We start from the raw sequence: 18,862 nt of genomic DNA, 5'->3' as shown, positions 1-18,862 counted from the left end.
CGAACGCCACGCATGCCGCCGTCCCTCGTCGAACGTCTCGACCGCCTGTTGCCGCAGACCCAATGCGGCCAGTGTGGTTTCGACGGCTGTCGTCCCTATGCCGACGCGATGGCGCGCGGCGAGGCCGAGGTCGATCGATGTCCGCCCGGCGGAGATGCCGGCGCACGCGCGCTGGCCCGCGCACTGGAGACCGTCGCGCTGCCGTTCGACCGCGAGCGGGGCGAGCACCACGCATTGCCGCCGGTCGCGCTGGTCATCGAGGTCGACTGCATCGGCTGCACCAAGTGCATCCAGGCCTGCCCGGTCGACGCGATCGTCGGCGGTTCGAAGCTGATGCACACCGTGCTCGTCGATGCCTGCACCGGCTGCGAACTCTGCGTGCCGGCGTGTCCGGTGGACTGCATCGAGATGGTCGCGGCCGCCTAGACGGCCGGCACGTCAGATGCCTTGTTCGGGCTGCACCGGTGCAGGTGTCGCAGGCAGCGTCGCATCAGCCGGCGCACAGGCCGAACACACGCGCTCGACCGCATAGCCCTTCGCCGCGAGCTTCTCGACGACACCGTCAGGCCCGACCAGATGCAGTGCACCGACGACGACGAGGATGTCGCCCTGCTGCTGCAGCATCTGTTCGAGCTTGGGTAACCAGGCGTCGTTGCGCTCGGTGTTGATGCGCGCGTAGAGCGCGGGGAAACGTGCCTGCATGTCGAGGCCCATCTCCTGCCACAGCGCATCGGCGTTGCCGGCGCGCCAGGTCTCGTGCAGCGCCTGGATCGATTCGGGACCTGCGCCCGCCTGCTCCAGCGCTTCCTGCAGCATCTGCGTCTGCTCGACGCGGCCCATGCCGTCGAGCAGTTCGATCTGCTGCTGGGCCGATTCCAGTCCGGCGGTCGGCGTACCGGCGGCCTGGGCCTGACGCGCGAGTTGCGCGTCCATGCCCAGCTTCGCCTCGAGGCCGAAACGGCCGAGTTCGGTGGTCGTCACCAGCAGCGAGACGAACCAAGGCTCGAACAGCTGCAGGTTGGACGCGCCGCCTGCGCCCTGCAGCGACGCCGCATTGGCATTCGCCCACGCGCGCAATTGCTCGGCCGTCTGCGCGGGGAGCTCGTCGTCGAGCTGGCTGCCGTCACTGCGCAGGCCGGCTTGCATCATCTGCAGGCCCAGCGTCGGCGAATGCAGTTCCTCGGGCGCGAGTTCGAACACCACTTCGCCTGCGCCGGAGATCACCCGCGCAACGTCCTCCGACAACGGATAGTCCGCAGGCGTGAGGAAATGGAACGAGCCGAGCAGATACAGCGCGCCGTGCTCGCCGCTCACCCGCCATAGCAGCGGTACCGGTGCGGAGGCCAGAGCGCCGTAGCCGATCGCAGGCGTTTCCTGGCGTCCATCGGCCGGCACGACGACCGGCGAGAGCAGCGTCGCGGGGGCCTCCAGCAACGGCAGTTCGGCCTGGCTCGCGCCGCCCGCGAGCAGGCAGACCACCACGGCACACGAGCGGAGGAAACGGATCGGTGCGGATCGACGCATGCGGGAGCGGTCCTGTTCGGAGTTCGGGGTCATACCGTGGTCGCGGGTACGTAGACCTTCTCGCCCGCAGGAATCGCGAGATCGAGGCGGTTGCCGGCCGGCGGCAGCGGGCACGTCGCGAACGCGGTGAACGCGCACGGCGGGTTGTAGGCGCGGTTGAAATCGATCTGCAGCCGACCGTCGCTGCCCGGCGCCGGCGCATCGAGATACCGTCCGGCGCTGTAGCTGCCGTGGCCGCTGGTACGGTCGGCGAAGATCAGGAACAGCGTACCGTCGCCACCGTCGAGCGCCTGCAGCGTGTAGCGCGTGCCGTCGCGTTCGAATGCGACCGAGCCCGGCGTCGGCGTGTCCTCGACCATGCCCAGAATATTGGCGATCGGCAGCGTCGCACCGGCCGCCGCCGGCACGAACTCCGCATCGACCTGCCAGTCGCGCGCGGTCGGCCAGTATTCGATGCCGGTGAAGCGCCGCCGCGTGGGCGCGTCTTCGTGGCGTGCGCGCACGAACGCCGAGCCGCCACGTTCAATGAGCGTCAGCGCACCCTTGCCATCATCGAATCCCAGCACGCTGGGCGCTGCATCGGCGTCGGTCCGCAGCGACACGCGGCCGCGCACCGGCGCGCCATCGAGCGTCACCGCGACACCGCGCTCGGGCGTGAACGCATACGCGCCGTCGTCGGATTGCAGCAGGCCGAGCTTGTCCGGCCCCATCGACAGGCGGATGCCGGCCGTCTCACCGCTGCCGATGAAATGCGATTTCAGCTCGATGCGATGCAGGCCGATCAGGCTCAGCCAGCCATCGGGCGCGACCAGCTCCGCGCGGCGCGCGTCCTGCCAGACGCGGGTCTGCGCCGAGAACATCACGTCGCGTCGCGCGGCGTCCGCGCGGGCGGACGGATCTTCGGGCGCGGACGTTTCACCACAGGCGGCCAGCAATGCCACCAGTCCGATCGTGCAGCAGTGGCGCCATCGCAGCATGTCAGCGTCCTCGCAGGAACCAGCGGTCGATCTCGGCGAGCGGGAAATGCGCCCACGTCGGACGACCATGATTGCATTGCCCGGAACGTTCGGTGGCTTCCATCTGCCGCAACAAGGCGTTCATTTCCGGCACCGTCAGGCGTCGGTTGGCGCGTACCGCGCCGTGGCAGGCCATCGTCGACAGCAGTTCGTCGCGCGCCGAGCGCACGCGCAGGCTCTCGCCGTGCTCGCGCAGGTCGGTCAGTACGTCGCGCAGCAGGGCTTCGGTGTCGCCCTGCGCGAGCAGCGCCGGCACGCCGCGCAGCAGCAGCGACTGGATACCGGCGCGCGAGACTTCGAAGCCGAGCTCGGCGAGCGTCGCGGATTCGGCTTCGGCGACATCGGCTTCGCGCTCGGACACCGCGACCGTCTGCGGCACCAGCAGCGGTTGCGTGCGCACGCCTTCGCCGTCGTGTGCGGTCTTGAGCTTTTCGTAGCCGATGCGTTCGTGCGCGGCGTGCATGTCGACGACGATCATGCCGTCTGCCGCCTGGCTCAGGATGTAGATGCCGTGCAGCTGCGCGACCGCGTAGCCGAGCGGCGGCACCAGTGCGCCGCTCTCGTCGACCGCGGCGTCGGGCGCCATCGGCGACGGTGTCCACACGTCTGCGCCCGAGGCGATCTGCGCCGGCGTCGGTCCGTAGAGCCCGGCATAGGCCGCGCGTGTTTCGTCGACGCGCAACGCCAGATTCGGCTGTGGCATCGGCCGCGACCAGTCGGGCATCGATGCGGCGCCGGAGGCCGGCACTGCCGCGAACGCCGTCATCGCCGCATCCGGTGCTGCGTGATGCGTCTGCCCGGCGCGCGTATCGGCCAGGGCTTCGTGCAGCGTGCGGTAGACGAAATCGTGGATCAGCCGCGCGTCGCGGAAACGCACTTCGTGCTTCGCGGGATGCACGTTGACGTCGACGCGCGTCGGATCGAGTTCGAGAAACAGCACATAGGCCGGCTGGCGACCGTGGTACATCACGTCCGCAAAGGCCTGTTTCACCGCGTGCGCCACGCTGCGATCGCGGATTGCGCGGCCGTTGACGTAGAGGTACTGCTGATCCGCGCTCGCACGCGAGTACGCAGGCTTGGCGATCCAGCCGTGCAGGCGCAGACCCGCGGCGCTGTGATCGATGCGCAGCGCGTTGTCGGCGAATTCGCGGCCCACGGTTTCGACCAGACGCGCGCCGGAGAACAGATCCTCGTCACCCTTGTAGCGACGCGATGCCTTGCCGTTGTGGCTGATGCGCAGTTCGACATCCGGCCGCACCAGTGCCAGCGCGCGCAGCCATTCCTCGATGTGGCCGAGCTCGGTGCGTTCGGCGCGCAGGAACTTGCGGCGTGCGGGCACGTTGTAGAACAGATCGCGCACTTCGACCGTCGTGCCGCGCGGGTGCGACCGCGGCGTGACGTCGCCCACGCGGCCGCCCTCGACTTCAAGCGCAGAGCCGTGAGCCTCGTCCTCGCGACGCGAGATCAGCGAGAAGCGGCTCACCGACGCGATCGACGGCAGTGCCTCGCCGCGGAAGCCGAGTGTCGCCACGGCTTCCAAGTCGTCGAGCGAACCGATCTTGCTGGTCGCGTGACGCTGCACGGCCAGCGGCAGTTCCTCAGGCGGAATGCCACCGCCGTCGTCGCGGATGCGGATCAGGCGGACGCCGCCTTCTTCGAGATCGATGTCGACGCGCAGCGCGCCGGCGTCGAGCGCGTTCTCGACGAGTTCCTTGACCACGGACGCAGGGCGTTCGACCACTTCGCCGGCGGCGATCTGGTTGACGAGGATGTCGGGCAGCTGGCGGATCGGCACGTGGGCATCGGCGACGCAGGCGCGTCGCGGCAGGAATCAACGTGGATGATACCGGCTCGAGCGTCGGGCCCGGTCGATCAGGGGCTGCCGCCGGCCGCCACGCCCGCATCGGCCGCAGCCGCCGCGCGCGCGGCATACAGCGTGCCCGGCGGCGGTTGCGCGGTGAAGTAGGTATTGATGCCGTTGAGCACGGCGCTGGCGAGGCGGCGCTGGTGCGCGGGATCGAGCAGACGCTGCTCTTCCTCGGCGTTGGAGATGAAGCCGGTCTCGACCAGCATCGCCGGCATGTCGGCGTTGCGCAGCACCGAGAAATTCGCGTACTCGACATTCGCCTTGTGCGTCTTGCCCACGTTGCGCAGGCCCGAGAGCACGTGCGTCGCGGCATCCTGCGAAGCGCGCATATGACCGCTCTGCGCCATTTCCAGCAGCACGTTCGACAGCGTGTCCTGCGACAGCGACACGCCGCCGACCAGATCGGCGCTGTTCTCGCGATCGGCCAGCCAGCGCGCCTGCTGCGACGACGCGCCGCGCGTGGACAGGGTGTAGACCGACGAGCCGTATGCCGCGCGGTTGTGCGCAGCGTCGGCATGGATCGATACGAACATGTCGGCCTTGGCCCGGCGGGCGCGCGCTGCACGCTGCGGCAGCTCGATGTAGGTGTCGTTGTCGCGCACCAGATGCGCGCGCATGCCCGGCGTGGCGTTGATCTGGCGCGCGAGTTCGCGCGAGATCGCCAGCACGACGTTCTTTTCGTGCGTACCGGCCGGACCGATGGCACCGGGATCGCGTCCGCCATGTCCGGGATCGATCGCGACGACCAGTGGACGCATGCCGGGGCCCACCGCTGCGGGCATCGGCACCTGCGGCGCGGGCGCGATTTCGCGCTGCACGGCAGGCGGCGGCGTGGGAATGGGCGCGGGCGGCAACTGCGTGACCGGAGCCTGCGCGGTGGCCGCGACGGGCGCGGACGGCGCCGGGCCCTGCTGCGGGCCCATGCTGGAAATCAGGCGCGAGGTCGCATCGTTCGAGGCCAATGCAGGATCGGCCGCGGGCACTGCAGCCGGGGCAGTGCCGGCGGCAGGCGTCGCCGCAGTCGATGCGGCGATCCGCGCGATCGGATCGGCTGCGCCGTCGCCCGGCCATTCGATGACGAGCCGGGGGCCGTCCGGGCTGTCTTCGAGCCGCGGCGGCATCGCCTTCACCGACGAGGACAGGTCGAACACGATGCGCGTGGTGCCGGCGACCGGCTGGCCGCTGCGCACGGACTTGATCGTGCCCGCGCCGGCGGGCATTGCCGTCGTGCGCAGACGGGTGCCGGGCAGATCGACGACCAGGCGGTCGGGATTGGCGAGCGAGATCACCGAATATTCGGCACGAGCATCGAGCTTGAGCTCGGCGCGGGTGCCGGTGGCACCGGAGCGCACGTCGACGCCGCGCAGCTCGGCACCGTAGGCAAGGTTCCAGCACAGCGCGGCGATCAGGGCGACCGCCAACGTGAGCTGAGACAGATTGATCCCCCGGATACGCATGGCGGCTAGTCAATCACCGCATCTGGAACATTGCAAGCCGTTTTCCCTTTCAAATCCGTGGCCTGCAGATCCTTCCTATGGTTTCGGTTCAGGAAGCGTCGACAAACGGGGATCGTCGAGAAGTGCGGCCAGCCAAACGTGACCGCCCTTCCCGTCGGGCACGAGTTCGACCGAACGGCCCGCGCCGTCGACGGCCAGGTGGATCTCCAGATCGGCGGGCGCCAGCGCCGCGGCGCCGCGCTCCGGCCACTCGATAAGCCACAGCGCAGCGTCGATATCGTCGAGCCCGAGAAAATCGAGTTCGCCGGCATCGCCGATCCGGTACAGATCCAGATGCAGGGCCTCACCGCCATCGACCGGATAGCGTTCGACGAGGGTGTAGGTGGGACTGCGCACGGTGCCGGTCACGCCGAGCGCGCGCAGCCACGCGCGGGCCAGCGTGGACTTGCCGGCGCCGAGGTCGCCCTGCAGGTGCACGACGGCGCCGCGCGGCTGATGCGCGGCGAGAAGTTCGGCGAGCAGGCGGGTCGCCGCGTCGTCGGGAAGATGGCGTCGGATCATGGGTTCGGTTCCGGATTCGCGCAGGCGCGCAGCACGTCGATGAGATCGCCCGGCAACAGGCCGCGTTCGCCGGACGTGCGCGCGGCGGTGTCGCCGGCCACGGCGTGCAGCAGGGCGCCACAGGCGGCCGCGTGTTCGGCGTCGAGTCCCTGCGCCCGCAGCGCGGCGATCACGCCGGTCAGCACATCGCCCATGCCGCCGGTGGCCATGCCCGGATTGCCGGCGGCGACGAGCCACGGCAGTCCGCCGGGCGCGCAGACCAGTGTACCGGCGCCCTTGAGTACGACGACGGCGTGCCAGCGCGCGGCGAGTGCGCGCACCGCGGCCGGCCGATCGCGCTGGATCGCGGCGGTATCGCGATCGAGCAACCGCGCGGCTTCGCCCGGATGCGGGGTGAGTATCGCGCCCGCCGGCAACGCGCGCGGACGCGCGGCGAGCAGATTGAGCGCGTCGGCATCGAGCACCAGCGGCGTGCCGGCGGCACTGGCCGCATCGAGCGTTTCGTCGAACAGCGCATGGCCCCAACTGCCCTGGCCGAGGCCCGGACCGAGCGCGATGACATCGGCGGCCTCGAGGGCGCCGGCCAGCGCCGAAACGTTGTCGGTGCGCCGGACCATCGCCTCGGGCCAGCGCGCGAGCAGTGGCGCGACGTGGCCGCCCTGGGTCGCGACTTCCACCAGCCCCGCGCCTGCACGCAACGCCGCGCCGGCCGCTAGCAGCACCGCGCCGCCGGTGCCGTGGTCGCCGCCGATGCACAGCACGCGTCCATGGGTGCCCTTGTGCGCATTGCGCGGACGCGGCCGCAGCCAGTGCGCGAGATCATGCGCGTCGATCCGGCGCGCCTGCGCCTGCGCATCCGCGAGGCAGTTCGCGCCGATATCAAGCGTGTCCAGCGACAGGGCGCCTGCATGATCCGGGCCGTCGCCGGTCTGCAGACCGATCTGCGGCGCGAGGCACTGCAGCGTGCGCGTCGCGCGCACGGCAACGCCGTCCGCACTGCCGCGATCGCCGGACAGGCCGCTGGGCGTATCCAATGCGAGCACCGGCACGCCGGCAGCGTTGATCGCGTCGATCAATGCAGCGCTCGCGTCGTCGGGTGCGCGCGACAGGCCGATACCGAACACCGCGTCGACGACGAGGTCGGCAGCCGGCAACGCGCCGTCGAACACGAGGATCCGGCCGCCGGCGGCCCCGAACGCGGCGCACATCGCCTGCGCCGCATCGGTCCGCGGTGCATGCGATGCGAGCCGGACGACGACCGCGTCGCGCCCCGACGCCTGCGCCTGTGTCGCAAGCACGTAACCATCGCCGCCGTTGTTGCCAGGCCCGCAGACCACGACGATACGCCGCGCCTGCGGCCAGTGCGCGAGCAACGTGCGCCAAGCGGCCTGCCCCGCCCGTTGCATCAGCACGGTGGTGTCATCTGCGCCAGCGAGCGCCGCGGCCTCGATCGCGCGCAGCGCGGCCGCGTCGAACAGCGGGGTGCCCGGCAGCGAAGCGCCGGACGCAGGCGTGGCACAGGAAGCACTCATCGGGCGGATTCTATACTTCGCGCATCGTGATGCCCTCAGCCGCCACCGCCGTTCCAATGACCGCGTCGCCCGACGCGCTCGCCGCGCGCATCAAGGCGATCGCGGGCGAGATGGGCTTCCAGCGTTGCGGCATCGCCGGCATCGACCTGCGCGAGGACGAAGCGCATCTGCGCGACTGGCTCGCGCAGGGGCTGTACGGAACCATGGACTGGATGGCGCGCCACGGCGACATGCGTGCGCGTCCGGACGAGCTGCTGCCGGGCACCGTGCGCGTGCTGTCGGTCGGTCTCGACTACGGCCGCAACGATGACGACAGCGCCTGGGACACGCTCGCAGACGGCAGCCGCGCCTACGTGGCGCGCTATGCGCTGGGCCGCGATTATCACAAGCTGATGCGCAACCGGCTGCAGAAGTTCGCGCATCGCATCGCCGACGAAATCGGGCCGTTCGGCCATCGCGTGTTCGTCGATTCGGCGCCGGTGCTGGAACGCGCCCTCGCACGCAATGCGGGCCTGGGCTGGATCGGCAAACACACCTGCCTGATCGACAAGCACGGCGGCTCCTGGTTCTTCCTCGGCGAGATCTACGTCGACGTGCCGTTGCCGGTGGATCCGCCGGCGACCGCGCATTGCGGCACCTGCGTGCGCTGCATCGACGTCTGCCCGACGCGCGCGATCATCGCGCCGCATCGGCTCGATGCGCGTCGCTGCATCGCCTATCTGACGATCGAGCACGAAGGCGCGATCGACGTCTCGCTGCGCCCGCTGATCGGCAACCGTATCTTCGGCTGCGACGACTGCCAGCTGGTCTGCCCCTGGAACAAGTTCGCCAAGCGCACCGACGAGCCCGACTTCCGTGCGCGCAACCACCTCGACACCGCGAGTCTGGCCGAGCTGTTCGCCTGGGACGAGGATGAATTCCTCCAGCGCACCGAAGGCTCGCCGATCCGCCGCAGTGGCCATTGCCGCTGGCTGCGCAATCTCGCGGTCGCGCTCGGCAATGCACCGACGACGCCGGAGACCATCGCCGCGCTGCGCACGCGCCGCAACTCCGGCGATCCCCTGATCGAAGAACACGTGGATTGGGCGCTGGCACGCCACGGCGTGGATTGAATCCGCAAGCGCGGGACATGCCCGCGCGAACAGCGATCGATCAGCGCGCGCGACGCGCGCGGATCTCGTCCAGCACCGCGCGCGTGACCGGATCGGCCACCGCCACGTCATCGCCCTGCACCGCCGGCATCAGTTCGCCGGCAATGCGCTTGCCGAGCTCGACGCCCCACTGGTCGAACGCGTTGATGCCCCACAGCACCGACTGTGCGTAGACGCTATGTTCGTAGAGCGCGATCAGCGCGCCGAGGCTGCGCGGATCGAGACGGTCGAGCAGCAGCAGCGTCGACGGACGGTTGCCGGGATACGACTTCTGCGCATCGTCGGCCGAATACCCGTTGGCCAGCGCTTCGGTCTGCGCGAGCAGGTTCGACAGCAACGCCGCGTGGTTGTCGGCGTGCGGGTGCGCGGGATTCACCACGCCGATGAAATCGGCCGGCACGCTCTGCGTGCCCTGGTGCAGCGCCTGGAAGAAGCTGTGCTGCGAATTGGTGCCCGGCCCGCCCCAGAGCACCGGCACGGTATCGATGCCGACGGCTTCGCCATCGGGCGTGACCGACTTGCCGAGGCTTTCCATCACCAGCTGCTGCAGATAGGCGGGCAGCAGCGCGAGGCGCTCGTCGTAGGGCAGCACGGCATGCGTAGCGAGGCCGAGCGCATTGCGGTTCCACACGCCCGTCAGCGCGTGCAGCAGCGGCAGGTTCTCGCCGATCGGCGTCTGCAGTGCGTGCGCGTCCATGTCGGCGGCGCCGGCGAGCAGCGCCTCGAACCCGTCCATGCCGACGGCGAGTGCGATCGAGAAACCGACGGCCGACCACAGCGAATAACGCCCCCCCACCCAGTCCCACATCGGCAGCACACGCTCGGGCGCGACGCCGAAGGCTTCGGCGCGCGGCACGTTGGCGCTCACCGCGTACAGACGTTCGCTGCCGCCGAGCCAGTCGCGCACGACCGCGCCGTTGAGCAGGGTTTCCTGTGTGCCGAAGGTCTTGGACACGAGGATCGCGGCGGTCTTCGCCGGATCGAGCCTTGCCAGACGATGCTGCGCGTCGCTGCCGTCGACGTTGGTCAGGAAATGCACGCGGAAGCGACCGGTGCCGAAATCCTTCAGCGCGTCGACCACCAGACGCGGGCCGAGATCCGAACCGCCGATGCCGACATTGACGATGTCGGTGACGTCGGACGCTTCGAGCTGCGCGACCAGTTCGGCCATGCGCACGCGCGCTTCGGCAGCCTGCGCATGCGCGTCGCGCGCGATCGCGGTGTCGGACAGCGCGGACCGCAGCGCAACGTGCAGCGCCGGCCGATTTTCCGAGGTATTGACGATGGCGCCGTCGAACAGCGCGCGGAACGCCTGCGGCAACGCCGCGGCTTCACCGAGTGCGACCAGCGCACCACGCGCGTCGCGGTCGAATCGCTGGCGCGCGAAGCTGGCGTAGAGCCCGCCGATGCGCAGCGCGAAGTCGTGCGGGCGCGCCGCATCGGCGTCGACGAGGTCGGCGATGCGCGCCGAATCGAGGCGACGCGCGTGCGGCGCCAGCGTATCGATGATCCGCCGCGCCGCCGTCGTCATCAGGCGGCCTGTGCGGGAATCGAATCGTTGGTGTGGGTCATGCGGTTGTCGCGGTCCACGTACACCAGCTTGGGCTTGAACTTGGCCACTTCGGCCTCGTCCAGCGCGCCGTAGGCGCAGATGATCACCAGATCGCCGACGCCGGCCTTGTGCGCGGCGGCGCCGTTGACCGAGATGATGCCGCTGCCGACGTCGGCGCGGATCGCGTAGGTCGCGAAGCGCTCGCCGTTGTTGATGTTGTAGATCTCGATGCGCTCGTACTCGCGGATGCCCGACAGGTCGAGCAGACGGCCGTCGATCGCACACGAGCCTTCGTAATGCAGCTCGGCGTGGGTGACGGAGGCGCGGTGGATCTTGGCTTTCAGCAGGGTGAGTTGCATGACGGATGCGGCCGGATCACGGCATCGGACAACGCGGGAAGCCCGCAGGAACCGCGAAGTATAGGGACCATCTGCGGCATCGCAACATCGCCGCCCGGCGCGGCGACGGGAGATTCAGCGGGCCGACGGCGTCCCGTCGATGCTGAATTCGAGGTTGTCGATCAGGCGCGTGGCGCCCAGGCGCGCCGCGGCCAGCGCGACGGCCGACTGTTGGCCGTCGAAATGGGCCGACAGGTCGGGGGCACGCACCTCGACGTAATCGACCACGAAGCCGGCCTCGCGCAGGGCCACAGCGGCCTCAGCCGCCGCGTCGGCCGCGGACGCGCCGCCCTGCATCTGGTCGCGCAGTGCGCGCAGCGCCGCCTGCATCGCCGGCGCGCGAGTGCGCGCATCGGCGTCGAGATACTGGTTGCGTGAGCTCATCGCCAGGCCGTCGGCCTCGCGTGCGATCTCGACGGGGAGCAGTTCCACCGGAAACGCGAGATCGGCGACCAGATGCGCGATCACCGCCAGCTGCTGGTAATCCTTGCGCCCGAATGCGGCGACGTCGGGCTGCACCTGGTTGAACAGACGCGCGACCACGGTCGCCACGCCGTCGAAGTGGCCGGGGCGGTGCGCGCCGTCGAGCACCTCGGTCACGCCCGGCACGCGCACGGTCACCGTGTTGCGCAGGCCCAGCGGATACATCGCCTCGACCGACGGCAGCCACAGCAGATCGCAGCCTGCGTTGGCGAGACCCCGCGCGTCCTGGTCCGGCGTGCGCGGATAGCGGGCGAAGTCCTCGTTCGGGCCGAACTGGGTGGGATTGACGAACACGCTGGCGACCACGCGATCCACGCGCGCGCGCAATGCCTCGACCAGCGAGAAATGACCCGCATGCAGATTGCCCATCGTCGGCACGAGACCGATGCGCAGGCCCGCGCGCTTCCAGTCGGCGATCCGCGCGCGCAGCGCGGCGAGGTCATGGACGGTGTCGATCACGGCGGGTCCGGCAATGGGGAGGCGTCGATTTTCGCAGATCGGCAGCGTCGGGCGTCAGCGCACGCTTCGGCACATCGTCGTCTACATGTCGTCGCCGCCCTGCCCGGACACCACGATCGCTTATTTGTAGGAGTGTTCCGGACCCGGGAAGCTGCCGTCACGCACCGCGTCGATGTAGGCGCGCGCGGCGCCGGCGACCGAGCCGCCATCGACGAGGAAATCGCGCACGAACTTCGGCCGGCGATGGCCGCTGTCGAGGCCCAGCATGTCGTGCAGCACCAGCACCTGACCATCGCAGTCCGGGCCGGCGCCGATGCCGATCGTCGGGACAGGAGAGGCGGCGGTGATCTCGGCCGCCAGCGCAGCCGGCACGCCTTCGAGCACGATCAGCGTCGCGCCGGCGTCGGCGATCGCGCGTGCGTCGTCACGCAGCGCCTGCGCCGCGGCATCACCACGCCCTTGGATCTTGAAGCCGCCGAAACGCAGGACCGACTGCGGCGTGAGGCCGAGATGCGCGCAGACCGGAATTTCGCGTTCGACGAGAAAACGCACCACCTCGCACTTGTTCGGCGTCGCGCCTTCCAGCTTGACCATGCCGGCGCCTGCCTGCAGCAGCCGCGTCGATGCGTCGAGGGCGCGCTCGGGCGTCGCGTCGGCCTGGAACGGCAGGTCGGCCACGATCAGCGCGCGCTGTACGCCGCGCGCCACGCAGGCGGTGTGATACGCGATGTCGTCGACGGTGACCGGCAGCGTCGAGCCGTGCCCCTGCACCACCATGCCGAGCGAATCGCCGATCAGCAGCAGGTCCACGCCGGCGGCATCGAAAGTGCGGGCGAAGCCGGCGTCGTAGGCGGTCAGCATCGCCAGCCGGCGACCGGCGGCGCGTGCCTCGAACAGCGCGGGCACGGTGACCGGCGCGGAAGATGAAGTGTTCATCGCCTTAGTGTCGCACCAATGCCGAAGGGGCGGTCGCGCGCGCCGGCATCGACGCGCCGCGCAGTGCGTCGCCGCGGATCAGCGAACGATGGCCCGACGCGCGATCAGGGCAGCGCTTCGATGCCGGCACGATCCACGTGCACGAGCGCCTCGACGGCCGCGCCGATGCGTGGAATCACGATGGCGGCGTCGAGTTCCAACAGGGGCACGAGCGCGAATGCGCGCTGATGCAGGCGCGGATGCGGAACGGTCAGTCCCGGCAGCGTGATCACGGCATCACCGTAGAGCAGCAGGTCGAGGTCCAGCGTGCGCGGGCCCCACTGGTCGCCGGCCTCGTCGCTGCGGGTGCGGCCGAACAGACGTTCGATGTCGAGCAGCGCGTCGAGCAGATCCATCGGCGCGCGGTCGGTGTCGAACACCGCGACCGCGTTGACGAAATCGGGCTGGTCGGTGCGGCCCCAGGCCGGCGTTCGGTACAGCGACGACAGCCGGAGATCCCGGATGCCGGGCAACGCCGACAGCGCCGACGCCGCGTCGCGCAGCACCTGCGGCACGTTGCCCAGATTGCCGCCGAGTCCGACCCAGGCGCGCACGCTCATGTGCGGGCGCCGCTCTGCCCGCTCCGCGGGGCGCGCGGGGTCATCCAACCGCGGCCGGCGTACGACGTCGCCGTCGACGGCGACGCGGTGCGTCGTCGCTGCCACCCGCCTCGTCCTCGCCCGGATACAGCGCGATCGCGTGGTCGGGATCGTGCTGGGCTTCTTCCCAGAACGCGACGTCGGCGGCATGCGCATCGGACGCGGTCTGGCGCAGCACCAGGAAATCGAACGCGGCGCGGAAACGCGGATGCGACAGCGTGCGCGTGACGCGCTTGCGCTGGCGCAGCGGGAAGCGCGCCTGCAGCAGCCAGATTTCCTGCATCGGCAACGAGAATCGACGCGGCAGCGCGACCGTGGTCACCTGATGCAGCGTGACGCGATCGGCCGCGCGGCGCTGCGCTTCGACCGGCTGCACGCCATCGGCCTGCAGCTTCATCCAGGCGCGGCAGAACGCCGGCCACAGCAGGGTCGCGAACAGGAACGCCGGCGACACCGGATCGCCCGCGGCGATGCGGGCATCGGTCGATGCCAGGCCCGCGAGCACCATCGCGCGCAACGCGCCACTGCGGTTGCTGGCGAGCGCGGCCGCGGACTCTGGGAACAGCGCCGGCAGCAGACCGTGGCGCTCGAGGCCTTCGAAGCTGGCGACGGCATGCCCGGACAGGAACAGCTTCAGGCACTCCTCGAACAGCCGCGCGGGCGCAGCTTCGGCCAGCAGCGGGGCCAGCCGCGGAATGGGCGCCGCGGTACCGGGCTCGATCGTGAAACCGAGCTTGGCCGCAAGACGCACCGCACGCAGCATGCGCACCGGGTCTTCGCGATAGCGCGTGTCGGGATCGCCGATCAGGCGCATGACGCGGTTCTGCACGTCCTCGAAACCACCGGTGTAATCGCGCACCGAAAAATCGGCGATCGCGTAATACAGCGCGTTGGCGGTGAAGTCGCGGCGCACCGCGTCGTCTTCGATCGTGCCGTAGACGTTGTCGCGCAGCAGGCGACCGCCATCGTGGACCTCGCGGTCGCCGCTGCCGTCGTCGACGTTGGCGCGGAACGTGGCGACCTCGATGATCTCGCGGCCGAACACGACGTGCGCCAGGCGGAACCGGCGACCGATCAGGCGACAGTTGCGGAACAGTCCCTTGACCTGCTCCGGCGTCGCGTCGGTCGCGATATCGAAGTCTTTCGGCGTCAGACCAACCAGCACATCGCGCACCGCCCCGCCGACCAGATAGGCCTCGTGACCGGCCTCGTGCAGGCGGTACAGCACGCGCAGCGCGTTCTGGCTGATCTGCCGCCGCGAGATGGTGTGCTGGTCGCGCGGAATGATCCGCAGGTCGGCGGACACGGCGCTTTGAATCGGAGCGGAATCGGTATGCATCAAGTCTGAAAAAATTCTCAGGCGGCCGTTGCGGCGCCAGCAAGCCTGATATACTAGCAAGCTGCACACGTCTTAGACGCGTTTGCAGGCCGGTCGTCCAACCGGAGCCGTTCGCGGCACCCAGCTCCCTTCGTCTAGAGGCCCAGGACGTGGCCCTCTCAAGGCTAAAACACGGGTTCGAATCCCGTAGGGAGCACCATATAAAAGTCGACAGCCCATGCCGCAAGGCGTGGGCTGTCTGCGTTTGCGCGCGTGGTGCACCGCCGCCGGCCGGCGAAGGATGAGGGACGGCAGCCCACCCGAAGCGTCCTCCGCCGACATGCGCGCCCGCTCGGCGGAATGCACCTGCCCCGCCGGCGGCAGACGGGTCAGCGATCGCAACCCGTTGTCACACGGCCTCGGACCTGCGGCACGGTCGACGACATCTCCGCGACCACGATCGATCCTGGCCGTGACTTCGAGTTCGCGCCGGGCGCGGGACACCGTCGCACGTCATCCTCCGACCAGACCCGACCCGACGCAGCGCAACGCACACGCTTTCCCGGCAAATGCGAACACTTCGCACCGGCGCCGCGGGCGCTGCCTTAAACTGCAGCCCGTCGCCGCCCCGCCCGATCCGAATTCCATGCCTTTCGTCGTCACCGAAAACTGCATCAAGTGCAAATACACCGACTGCGTCGAAGTCTGCCCGGTGGACTGCTTCCACGAAGGGCCGAACTTCCTCGTCATCGATCCCGACGAGTGCATCGACTGCACGTTGTGCGAGCCGGAATGCCCGATCAACGCGATCTATCCCGAGGACGACGTGCCGGCGGGCCAGGAAGCGTTCGTCGCGCTCAATGCCGATCTGGCCAAGGCGTGGCCGGTCATCACCACGCGCAAAGATGCGCTGGCCGATGCCAAGGACTGGGAAGGCAAACCGGACAAGCTGCCGCTGCTGGAGCGCTGATCCGCGCAGCGCGCTCGCACGACGAAAAAAAACGGGCGCCGAGGCGCCCGTTTCCGTATCCGGGAATCGACAACGTCCGGACCGCGAACGCCGTCGACCCGTCCTACTGCGCCAGCGCCGCCTGCAGCGAGGCGATCAGACGCACCGGCGCATCGCCGGTCGCGGCCACGCCGCGCGGATCGACGGCCGACACCACGGCGCCGCCCTGCTGGGAGGCCACGCGCACCAGGAACTGGCTGCCGGCATAGGACACGTCGTAGGTGCCCAGCACCTGCGAGCGGCTGTTGACGGTCACGCCGTCGGTCGCGGCCAGCGCTTCGCCGACCTGTGCGAACACCGCGTCGCGCGCGCCGGTGGCGCTGAAGGACACGTTCGAATCGGCCGGCACCGCCGCGGTGCCCGAACGGGTGACCGACGTCGTGGCTTCCGGCAGCGCCATCGCACCGTCGGTCCGCGGACGGTCGAGATCCGGCGGCACTTCGAGCGGACGGGTTTCCGGGCTCTGCGCGTACAGCGCGTTGTCCTTCTTGAACCAGCGGCAGCCGCTGGTGCCCACGACTGCGACCGCGACGACGGCAATGGCGAGATAGCGCATGGAGGAACGGGGTGGACGCATCGTGGAATCTCCTGGGAAATCAGGCGGCGCGGGCACGGCAGGACGTTTCGAGGTCCGCCGCGAGTCGCGTCGCATCGTCGGCCTGCGCATCATGCGCCTGGGCCAGTGTCGTCAAAGGCAGACGCAGGCCATGGCCGAGGCCCTGCCTGCTCAGCACCGCCTTGACGGGAATGGGGTTGGGTTCGATGCCGCAGAACACGTGCAGCGGCTGCAGGCGCGCGTCCCAGTCGTGTGCGGCGTCGGCCTGGCCGTTGCGGGCCAGATCGCACAGCTTGCGGAACGCGCCTGGCACGAGGTTCGACACGACCGAGATCACACCATCGGCGCCGGCGAGCATCGCGCGCGCGGCGGTCGGATCGTCGCCACTGAGCACCGCGAACGTCTCGCTCTGCAGGGCGAGCAGCGCCTGCATGCGCTCCGCGCCGCTGTGCGCTTCCTTGATGCCGACGATGCGCGGGTGCTTCGCCAGCTCGGCGACGGTCTCGGGCAGCATGTCGGTGCCGGTGCGGCCGGGCACGTTGTAGAGCAGCACCGGCAGGCCGCCGGCATCGGCCACCGCGCGGTAATGCGCGATCAGGCCAGCCTGGGTCGGCCGCACATAGGCCGGCACCACGACGAGTGCGATATCCGCGCCGAGCTGCGCGAGCCGCTGCGTCGCGGCGATCGTCTTCGACGTCGCCGACAGTCCGGTGCCGGCGAGCACGGGCACGCGGCCGCCGGCCAGTTCGACCGCGCTGCGGACCAGCCATTCGTATTCATCGTCTTCCAGCGTCGCGGCTTCGCCGGTCGAACCCGCGACCACGAGCCCCTGGGTACCGGCCGCCAGCTGCCACTCGACCAACCGTTTCCACGCTGCGCGGTCGAGTGCACCGGTGGCGTCGAAGGGCGTGGCGAGTGCGGTGATGCTGCCTGAGAGTCGCAAGATGGGAGTCCGATGGGCGGCCGCGGCGCGGTCGCAGAGAAACGAGGAGGCCGGGAAACGCGCGGTTTGGCCCGGAAAAGCTGGCCGATGTTACTTGCGGCCACGAAGCGCGGGCAAGTATGCTGGCCGCCGCATCCGGCCCCGACCGGACCGCCGTTCACCCTCCAGTCGCCATCGACCCTCGCAGTCGAACAGATTTCCCGCCGCGGACGCCCCCTTGACCGATTCCGACACCGCTGCCCGGCCCTCGCCGAACGAGAATTACCTGCTGATCAACGCGTACACCACGCATCCGGCCTCGCCGCTGCTGTCGGTGTCGCGTCGCATCTCCGACAGCGGCTGCAACCTGGTCGACACGCGCCTGTCGACGGTGGGCCGGGACGTCTCGGTGACGGCGCTGGCGAACGGCCCGTGGGATGCGGTCGCCAAGCTCGAAGCGATGCTCACGCGTCTGGAGCGCGAGGAAGACCTGAAGCTGGTGTGGTACCGCACCGGCCCGAAGCCGATCCAGTCGAACCTGCTGCCCTACGTCGTGGAAGTGGTCGCGGCCGACAAGGCCGGCATCCTGTTCCAGCTGGCCGACTTCTTCGACCGTCAGGGCATTACGATCGAAAGCCTGCATTCTTCGCGGTATCGCGCGATGCAGACCGGCGCGGACATGTTCTCGGCGCAGATCACGATCGGCATCCCGGCGAACATGCACATCGCCGCGCTGCGCGACGATTTCCTCGAGTTCTGCGACCACTTGAACCTCGACGCGATCATGGATCCGATGAAGTTCTGATCCGGTGCGCGCGGACGCTTGCGAAAGCAGGAACTCGCGCGCATTGTGATCACGACCGTCGCAATGGAACGCCCGTTCGAACGATGAGCGGAACACGCAAGAAGCTCGTAAACGCCACCCTGCAGCTGCCGCTGGCGCTGTCGGGCGGCGCGAAGGCCACACTGGCCGACCACGCCGGACGCTGGCTCGTCCTCTACTTCTACCCGAAGGATTCCACGCCCGGTTGTACGACCGAGGGCCTGGATTTCAGCGCGCTGCTGCCGCAGTTCCAGGCGCTCGGCGCCGACGTGCTGGGCGTCTCGCGCGATTCGGTGAAATCGCACGACAATTTCTGCGCCAAACAGGGCTTCGCGTTTCCGCTGGTCAGCGACGCGGACGAAGCCTTGTGTCGCGCGTTCGACGTGATCCGCGAAAAGAACATGTATGGCCGGACCGTGCTCGGCATCGAGCGCAGCACGTTCCTGATCGATCCCGACGGCCGTATCGCGGTCGAGTGGCGCAAGGTCCGCGTGCAGGGCCATGCGCAGGCCGTCCTCGACGCACTGCAGGCTGCGCAGTCGCAGTGACGGCCATTTCCGAACGTGCCGCTCGCCGTCCCGCATCGCGGGTCACGGCGGCGCGGCCGTGCGTGTGCGACACAGGCTCCACTTCCGTCATCCCTTCTCCAACACGGAACGC

Annotated in this window: 19 protein-coding genes and 1 tRNA gene; 6 read left to right on the top strand and 14 right to left on the bottom strand. The window is 69.5% G+C overall.

Translation table 11 applies throughout. The features are described from left to right. Window positions 1–12: 12 nt before the first annotated feature. Window positions 13–426, top strand: coding sequence for an Rnf electron transport complex subunit RnfB (rnfB, locus tag AC3A5T_RS06700; RefSeq protein ID WP_487627919.1), 414 nt, complete (start codon window positions 13–15; stop codon window positions 424–426). A gap of 12 nt (window positions 427–438) precedes the next feature. On the opposite strand, the gene AC3A5T_RS06695 is transcribed toward rnfB, so the two are convergent. The 6 genes from AC3A5T_RS06695 to AC3A5T_RS06670 form a co-directional block, all read right to left on the bottom strand. Beyond that, window positions 439–1,524, bottom strand: a complete 1,086-nt coding sequence (locus AC3A5T_RS06695) for a TraB/GumN family protein (protein WP_487627918.1) — start codon at window positions 1,522–1,524, stop codon at window positions 439–441. Window positions 1,525–1,553: 29 nt separating this feature from the next. Then, a complete protein-coding gene (locus tag AC3A5T_RS06690; protein WP_487627917.1) occupies window positions 1,554–2,501 on the bottom strand; it encodes a DUF1684 domain-containing protein in 948 nt (315 codons plus the stop codon). A gap of 1 nt (window position 2,502) precedes the next feature. Then, window positions 2,503–4,335, bottom strand: coding sequence for a DNA mismatch repair endonuclease MutL (gene mutL, locus AC3A5T_RS06685; protein WP_487627916.1), 1,833 nt, complete (start codon window positions 4,333–4,335; stop codon window positions 2,503–2,505). A 77-nt stretch (window positions 4,336–4,412) separates the two neighbouring features. Next, on the bottom strand, window positions 4,413–5,864 hold the full coding sequence (locus AC3A5T_RS06680; RefSeq protein WP_487627915.1) for an N-acetylmuramoyl-L-alanine amidase: 1,452 nt from the start codon (window positions 5,862–5,864) through the stop codon (window positions 4,413–4,415). Between the two features lie 75 nt (window positions 5,865–5,939). Next, window positions 5,940–6,425 (bottom strand): tRNA (adenosine(37)-N6)-threonylcarbamoyltransferase complex ATPase subunit type 1 TsaE, encoded by a 486-nt coding sequence (tsaE, locus tag AC3A5T_RS06675; protein ID WP_487627914.1) that lies wholly within the window; start codon window positions 6,423–6,425, stop codon window positions 5,940–5,942. After that, window positions 6,422–7,957, bottom strand: coding sequence for an NAD(P)H-hydrate dehydratase (locus AC3A5T_RS06670; RefSeq protein ID WP_487627913.1), 1,536 nt, complete (start codon window positions 7,955–7,957; stop codon window positions 6,422–6,424). The genes tsaE and AC3A5T_RS06670 overlap by 4 nt, the downstream gene beginning before the upstream one ends. Before the next feature lie 56 nt (window positions 7,958–8,013). On the opposite strand from AC3A5T_RS06670, the gene queG reads away from it, so the two are divergent. Next, window positions 8,014–9,069 carry a tRNA epoxyqueuosine(34) reductase QueG gene (gene queG, locus AC3A5T_RS06665; protein ID WP_487627912.1) on the top strand — a complete coding sequence of 352 codons (1,056 nt, stop codon included), beginning with the start codon at window positions 8,014–8,016 and terminating at the stop codon, window positions 9,067–9,069. A 40-nt stretch (window positions 9,070–9,109) separates the two neighbouring features. Here the strand turns inward: queG and pgi are convergent, their stop codons facing one another. The 6 genes from pgi to pcnB all read right to left on the bottom strand — a co-directional run bounded on the left by pgi (window position 9,110) and on the right by pcnB (window position 14,913). Then, entirely contained in the window at window positions 9,110–10,639 is a 1,530-nt protein-coding gene (pgi, locus tag AC3A5T_RS06660; protein ID WP_487627911.1) for a glucose-6-phosphate isomerase, read from the bottom strand. Continuing rightward, complete coding sequence (panD, locus tag AC3A5T_RS06655; protein ID WP_232136944.1) at window positions 10,639–11,019, bottom strand: aspartate 1-decarboxylase; 381 nt, start codon at window positions 11,017–11,019, stop codon at window positions 10,639–10,641. Before panD ends, pgi begins: the two co-directional genes overlap by 1 nt. Window positions 11,020–11,133: 114 nt before the next feature. Then, window positions 11,134–12,000, bottom strand: coding sequence for a pantoate--beta-alanine ligase (gene panC / locus AC3A5T_RS06650; RefSeq protein ID WP_487627910.1), 867 nt, complete (start codon window positions 11,998–12,000; stop codon window positions 11,134–11,136). A 120-nt stretch (window positions 12,001–12,120) separates the two neighbouring features. Then, complete coding sequence (gene panB, locus AC3A5T_RS06645; RefSeq protein WP_487627909.1) at window positions 12,121–12,936, bottom strand: 3-methyl-2-oxobutanoate hydroxymethyltransferase; 816 nt, start codon at window positions 12,934–12,936, stop codon at window positions 12,121–12,123. A 104-nt stretch (window positions 12,937–13,040) separates the two neighbouring features. After that, window positions 13,041–13,535, bottom strand: a complete 495-nt coding sequence (gene folK / locus AC3A5T_RS06640; protein WP_487627908.1) for a 2-amino-4-hydroxy-6-hydroxymethyldihydropteridine diphosphokinase — start codon at window positions 13,533–13,535, stop codon at window positions 13,041–13,043. Window positions 13,536–13,575: 40 nt separating this feature from the next. Then, window positions 13,576–14,913: a polynucleotide adenylyltransferase PcnB gene (gene pcnB / locus AC3A5T_RS06635; RefSeq protein ID WP_487627907.1), complete on the bottom strand. Its 1,338-nt coding sequence runs from the start codon at window positions 14,911–14,913 to the stop codon at window positions 13,576–13,578. A gap of 123 nt (window positions 14,914–15,036) precedes the next feature. Here pcnB and AC3A5T_RS06630 point away from each other — a divergent pair. Both AC3A5T_RS06630 and fdxA read left to right on the top strand, forming a co-directional pair. Then, window positions 15,037–15,112, top strand: a tRNA-Glu gene (locus AC3A5T_RS06630). A gap of 426 nt (window positions 15,113–15,538) precedes the next feature. Beyond that, the gene (gene fdxA / locus AC3A5T_RS06625; protein ID WP_232116506.1) at window positions 15,539–15,862 is read left to right on the top strand and encodes a ferredoxin FdxA; all 324 of its coding nucleotides are present in this window, start codon (window positions 15,539–15,541) and stop codon (window positions 15,860–15,862) included. A gap of 103 nt (window positions 15,863–15,965) precedes the next feature. Here the strand turns inward: fdxA and AC3A5T_RS06620 are convergent, their stop codons facing one another. Both AC3A5T_RS06620 and dapA read right to left on the bottom strand, forming a co-directional pair. Next, on the bottom strand, window positions 15,966–16,478 hold the full coding sequence (locus tag AC3A5T_RS06620; RefSeq protein WP_332078644.1) for a hypothetical protein: 513 nt from the start codon (window positions 16,476–16,478) through the stop codon (window positions 15,966–15,968). A gap of 19 nt (window positions 16,479–16,497) precedes the next feature. After that, the gene (gene dapA / locus AC3A5T_RS06615; protein ID WP_332078643.1) at window positions 16,498–17,400 is read right to left on the bottom strand and encodes a 4-hydroxy-tetrahydrodipicolinate synthase; all 903 of its coding nucleotides are present in this window, start codon (window positions 17,398–17,400) and stop codon (window positions 16,498–16,500) included. Between the two features lie 217 nt (window positions 17,401–17,617). Between dapA and AC3A5T_RS06610 the strand changes: the two genes are divergently transcribed. Beyond that, window positions 17,618–18,184 (top strand): glycine cleavage system transcriptional repressor, encoded by a 567-nt coding sequence (locus tag AC3A5T_RS06610; protein WP_332078642.1) that lies wholly within the window; start codon window positions 17,618–17,620, stop codon window positions 18,182–18,184. An 83-nt stretch (window positions 18,185–18,267) separates the two neighbouring features. Further along, window positions 18,268–18,750 (top strand): peroxiredoxin, encoded by a 483-nt coding sequence (locus AC3A5T_RS06605; RefSeq protein WP_487627906.1) that lies wholly within the window; start codon window positions 18,268–18,270, stop codon window positions 18,748–18,750. Window positions 18,751–18,862: the final 112 nt, after the last annotated feature.

Source organism: Luteimonas sp. Soil_C_16, from assembly GCF_057657295.1.
The sequence above is the reverse complement of the archived record's forward strand: the minus strand, read 5'-3'. Positions and strand labels throughout refer to the sequence as shown.